Origin of the sequence: Paraburkholderia sp. SIMBA_027 (genome assembly GCF_046535315.1) — a bacterium.
GTDB classification, from domain to species: Bacteria; Pseudomonadota; Gammaproteobacteria; order Burkholderiales; family Burkholderiaceae; genus Paraburkholderia; species Paraburkholderia tropica.
The window spans coordinates 1-263 of the sequence record NZ_JAWRWY010000823.1 but is presented as its reverse complement, the minus strand read 5'-3'; the positions used below and the strand labels follow the sequence as shown (position 1 = coordinate 263).

Sequence of the window (263 nt, the reverse complement as noted above, 5' to 3'; positions counted from 1 at the left end):
GAGATGGCGCAGCGACTGGCCTAAACTGTCGCGCCGGGCGAGATAGGCGCGGGTGTAGGCGTCACGGATATTCTCGGCGCGGCCGGAGACGAGCTTGGAGCCGGTTTCCGGATCGGTGAATTCGGTGCGGCCGCTATAGGGGAAGATTTCCTCGGCCGGATCGGCCACTTCGACGACATGGCCGCGCAGGCCGCGGCGGGCAAGCGGCGTCAGCCGCGCCATGACGGCATCGGCATCATCGAGAAAATCACCGATCAGCACCA

1 protein-coding gene is annotated in these 263 nt (G+C 65.8%); it reads right to left on the bottom strand.

All coding sequences use genetic code 11. From position 1 onward, the window contains the following. The coding region (locus tag SB764_RS41355; protein ID WP_410866949.1) for a hypothetical protein at nucleotides 1-263 on the bottom strand (263 nt) is incomplete at both ends.